Genomic DNA, 4,582 nt, shown 5'->3' on the forward strand with positions numbered 1-4,582 from the left:
TCCTTTCAGCCGTCCAGCATCGCTTCGGCGAGGAGCAGGATGGGGTCGCGGGCGGCGGGCGGGAGCGCGGGCGCCTCGTCGCGCATCCGCCGCGCGAACGAGCGCCAGACGTCGTCGCGCAGGTCGGACACGTCGATGCGCAGCAGCCACGGTGCACGCGACGGCGGCGACCCGAAGAAGTACTCCGCGGCTGCCGCGGCCTCCTCGTCGATCGCCCAGCTTGCCGCGGTCGCGAGCGCGTCCCCGTCCAGCGGCCCGCCGCGCGCCGTCACCGCCAGGAACAGCAGCGCGAAGGCAAAGAACGGCCGCTCGTCCGCCAGGCCGGGCTGGGCCAGGCGCGCCGTGAGAAAGCCGCCCAGCACGTCGATCCATTCCGGCCCAAGGGCGAGCGCGCTCGCCGTCATCTGCGCCAGCGTGGGGCCGTGGCTCCAGACTGCCTCCGCGTTCGCGGGCTCCGCGCCCGCGCGCAGCAGCGCCGCGCAGGCGAACGCGCGCACGTGGTGTTCGCGGAGCACGTCTTCCGAGGTCTCTTCGCGATCCGGCTCGCTCCATCGGCAAAGCTCCAGCACCTCCTGCGGCACCCAGCCGATGGGCGCGGGCACCTCGCCCGTTTCGCGGATCCGCGTGAGGGCCGCGAAGTGCTCGTCCACCTGCTCGCCGTAGTCCGCCCGCGCCATCTCCATCAGCACGGGCGTGGTCGCGTAGGCGCGCGCCAGGTCCAGCAGCCCGTTCAGCGACGGCGGAAACGCCTGGACCAGCGCGGGCGGAACGGCGAGCAGCGGCGTGTCAGGCGTCCGCATCGCGTTGGGCCACGCGCGCCTTGCCCGCTTCCGTGCCCACGCGGCTGGCGTCGCGCTTGATCGACTTGATGAACTCCACGCGGCGAAAGCGCAGCGCGGACCAGTCCTCGTCGATGGCCACCTGCCGCACGGGCTCGAAGCCCGCCGCCGCCAGCGGGGGCCAGCCGCTGTCACGGTTGAACTCGCCCTTGTAGCGCTTGCTGGTGCCCTTGGGATACGCGCACCACACGACGGCGTCGCCCTGCGCCTTGTGCAGCACGGCATCCGCACCGGCCTGCAGCTGCGCGTTGGTCGTCGCGAAGATGAGCACGAAGTCCACGCGGTCCAGCCCGGACGTGTCGCGGTGCACCGTCACGCCCTGCAGCGCGCCCAGCTCCCGGTCGAACTCCGCCGGCGCGTTCAGGACGACGATGTCCGTCTGGCCCTTGAGGTTGAGCTTGTTGAAGAGGGGCGTCATGGCACAGATGGCGAACGGAGGATCGGACGGGCCGCGATCGGCGGCGGCATTCGGTGGACAGTCTATGCGCCGCCACGCTCCCGTGCCAGCAAGACGACGGCGGCGGCGCGAGGCCCGAGCCCCGCGCCGCCGCCGTCGTCCGCCGAACGTACCGCGCGTCAGATGAAGCGGAAGAGCTCCACGCGGCCGCCGCTCAGCGGTGTGCCTTCCAGGCGCACATTCATCCCCGTGCGCAGGCGGCGGAAGTAGTCCGTGGTGGCGTCGCCCGCATTGTACGGCAGGGTGACCGTGGCCGTGCCGCTCTGCGTGCGCAGCTCGAACCAGCCCTGGTTGTAGTCGATGCGCCCCACGGTGCCGGACAGCTGCGTGTACTGCTGGCTGCCGTAGGTGCCGTTGCCGCCGTACGTCCCGTTTCCGTAGGTGCCGTTGCCGTACGTGCCGTTGCCGCTGGTGTTCTGCCCCGTGCGCTCCTGCACGCTCTGCTGCACGTCGATGCGGCTGGCGTAGGTGGCGCCCTGCTGCGTCTGCTGGAGCTGGAAGTAGGCCACGTCGCCGCGCTCCAGGGAAGTGGCGGGGTACTGCTGGTTCTGGTAGACCACGAGCGTGTTCTGGTCGAACAGCACCTGGCCCGTCTGGCCCTGCTGCGTGCGCAGCTGGATGAGCTGGCGGTTCGTGTCGACGGCCTCGACCTCGGCCAGCACCTGGCCGTTCTGCTGCTGTCCGGCGCCGCCGCCCAGCGTGCCGCCCAGGATGTCGCCCAGCTGGCCCAGGTTGGTGCCGGCGCACCCGGACAGCGTCACCACCGCCGCGGCCGCCGCGGCCAGGTTGCGGATGGAATGCCTGATCATCGCTCTGCCCTGCCCCGTTGAGGTTCCCAGCCCACTGATCGCTCGGGACGGCGGTGCTTGGCAAGGACGGTGCCGTGGCGGGGTATGTGGTTGGGCGGGATGGGGTTAGGGGGGCCAGGGAATAGGTAATAGGGAATAGGGAATAGCGGGATGACGGGCGCGAAGCGCCTGCCGCGTCGCGCGATCTCGCTCTGGCTGTCTCTGAGGGAGCGCGTCTCGGGCTCGACGGGTGCACGAGGCTTCCGCGCGACCGAAGAATCGGGCCGCGCCGCGCACGGTACTCGCCCGTGCGCGGGCCCCACGGCTGGGACGGGGCGCACGGGCGAGATCCTGCACCGGCGCGGCCCGATTCTTCGGTCGGCGCCGCCGGCTTTCAGGCAAGGATGGATCGCGCGGGCGCCTCGCTCAGAATGACAGCGGGGGATGGATCACGAGACGCGTCTCGCGCTTCGCGCCCTCGAACGCAAGGCCGGCTTCCGCGCGGGAAAGCCGGCCTCCGGATTCGCATACAAGATCCTTCGGGGCCGCATGCGTTCTCGCGCCAGCAGGGTCCGTGAGGGCCCCTGAATAGAAAACCGCGGCTGGGCTCGTGCGGAGTAGCGTGCCCCGCGCGAGCGCCCCCTCCGGGCTCGCGGAGCTCGCCCACCTCCCCCCCAAAAACCCTGGGGGAGGTTGGACTGCGGTGGCTTTCATCCCGCAGGGTGCGCGCAGCGCCAAATGACTCAGGATGACAACGCCGGATGTCGTGGCGGACGAAGTCCGCTCAGGCGGGGAGGTAGGCGTCGGGGATGGGGTTGCCGGCGCGCTCGGAGTCCCAGAATACGGTCACCACCCACCAGCGCGCGCCGTCGTGATACAGCTGGATGCTGTTGATGCCCCGCGCGAACGGCGGCTCGTCGGGCGCGTGGCGGGACTCGTACGTGCTCCACGCGTGCGCCGTGCAGCCAAACCGCTCCACGCGCATGGCGATCTGCCGCTCCTCGAAGCCCATCGACTGGAAGATGGGATCGCTCGTGCGGATGAACGTCTCCACGTCCATCACGTCCGGCGGATGCCCGCCCGTGCCGTCGTGGATGGCGCGGTTGGTGGGGATGATGCGGGCGCCGGGAAGGAACAGCGCGCGAAAGCGGTCCCAGTCCCGCGGCTCGCTCGACGCGCCGGAGATCAGCGCGTACAGCGTGGTGATGGTGCTCTCGATGGTCTGCGCGTCCGCGGTGGGCGGCGCGAGGGGAAGGACGTCGGTCATGGGCAGGTGTGGCGTGGAGACGAGTGGATTCACGAAGCGGGCGCTGCGGCCGTTTCGCCGCGCGCCCGCTTATCAACGACCGAGCGCATCACCCTCTGCCAATCATCCCGGGTGTCCGCCGTCATCCACCAGCGGCCCGGGCGGGTATCCGCCCACCAGCGAGAGAACCGGCCGCTTCGCGCCACGTGCGGCACCATGTGCTCGCGCAGCCACTCGTGGCCCCAACCGGCCCATTCGCCCGCCGTCGTCTTGAGGTTGCCGTGGACGACGGGCGCCACCTCGTAGCGGTAGATGGCCTCCAGCTCGTCCACGGAGAACGGCGACGCCGCCAGCGTGCGGGCGATGGAATCGATCACCCGCGCGTCGACAACGTTGTCCAGGTACAGGTCCGCGATGGCGTCCCACACCGGCAGCCGCGCCTGGATCTCCGTCTCGCTCAGCCGCCGTCCCATCCGCCGATCCGTCGTTGAAGCCGTTGCAGGCTATTCCCTATTCCCTATCACCTATTCCCTAGCGCAAGCCGACCGCCTGCCCCACCCGCTCCAGCGTGGCCTCGGCGATGCCCCGCGCCTTGCGGGCGCCCTCGTCCAGCACCTCGTCCAGGAAGCCGGGGCGGGCCAGGATCTCCTCGCGGCGGGCGCGCATGGGGGCGTAGAACTCCCAGATGGTCTCGAACAGGCGCTGCTTGAAGTGCCCGTAGCCAATGCCGCCCGCGCGGAACTCGTCCTTCATCTGCTCCACCTGCTCCGGGCTGGCGAACAGCCGGTACAGGTCGATGATGATGGAGCCGTCCGGGTTCTTGGGCGCCTCCAGCGGCGTGCTGTCCGTCACGATCGACATCACCCGCTTCCGGAGGGCCTTTTCCTCCATGAAGATGTCGATGGTGTTGCCGTAGCTCTTGCTCATCTTGCGGCCGTCCAGCCCGGGCACCACGGCCACGGCCTCGGCGATCTGCGCCTCGGGAAGCTTGACGATGCTCTCGCCGAACGCCTCGTTGATCTTGACGGCGATGTCGCGCGTGGCCTCCAGGTGCTGCGTCTGGTCCTTGCCCACGGGCACGCGGTCCGCGTCGTACAGCAGGATGTCCGCCGCCTGCAGGATGGGGTACGTGAACAGCCCCACGTTGCTGCTGATTCCCTGCTGCACCTTCTCCTTGTACGCCACCATGCGCTCCATCAGCCCCATGGGGGTGACGGTGGAGAGGATCCAGAACAGCTCGGCGTGGGCGGAC

General features: G+C 70.1%; 6 protein-coding genes. All 6 read right to left on the reverse strand.

The window, feature by feature from the left end:
• Nucleotides 1-5 precede the first annotated feature (5 nt).
• Nucleotides 6-800, reverse strand: a complete 795-nt coding sequence (locus VFZ20_RS27570) for a hypothetical protein (RefSeq protein WP_329687178.1) — start codon at nucleotides 798-800, stop codon at nucleotides 6-8.
• Entirely contained in the window at nucleotides 787-1,257 is a 471-nt protein-coding gene (locus VFZ20_RS27575; RefSeq protein WP_329687179.1) for a hypothetical protein, read from the reverse strand. The genes VFZ20_RS27570 and VFZ20_RS27575 overlap by 14 nt, the downstream gene beginning before the upstream one ends.
• 158 nt (nucleotides 1,258-1,415) lie before the next feature.
• Entirely contained in the window at nucleotides 1,416-2,105 is a 690-nt protein-coding gene (locus VFZ20_RS27580; RefSeq protein WP_329687180.1) for a hypothetical protein, read from the reverse strand.
• 763 nt (nucleotides 2,106-2,868) lie between these two features.
• Nucleotides 2,869-3,351: a hypothetical protein gene (locus tag VFZ20_RS27585; RefSeq protein WP_329687181.1), complete on the reverse strand. Its 483-nt coding sequence runs from the start codon at nucleotides 3,349-3,351 to the stop codon at nucleotides 2,869-2,871.
• A gap of 29 nt (nucleotides 3,352-3,380) precedes the next feature.
• Nucleotides 3,381-3,803, reverse strand: coding sequence for a DUF7079 family protein (locus VFZ20_RS27590; RefSeq protein ID WP_329687182.1), 423 nt, complete (start codon nucleotides 3,801-3,803; stop codon nucleotides 3,381-3,383).
• 58 nt (nucleotides 3,804-3,861) lie between these two features.
• On the reverse strand, nucleotides 3,862-4,582 hold a 721-nt coding region (trpS, locus tag VFZ20_RS27595), incomplete at its 5' end, for a tryptophan--tRNA ligase (protein WP_329687183.1).

It is taken from the genome of Longimicrobium sp. (assembly GCF_036280135.1).
GTDB lineage: Bacteria > Gemmatimonadota > Gemmatimonadetes > Longimicrobiales > Longimicrobiaceae > Longimicrobium.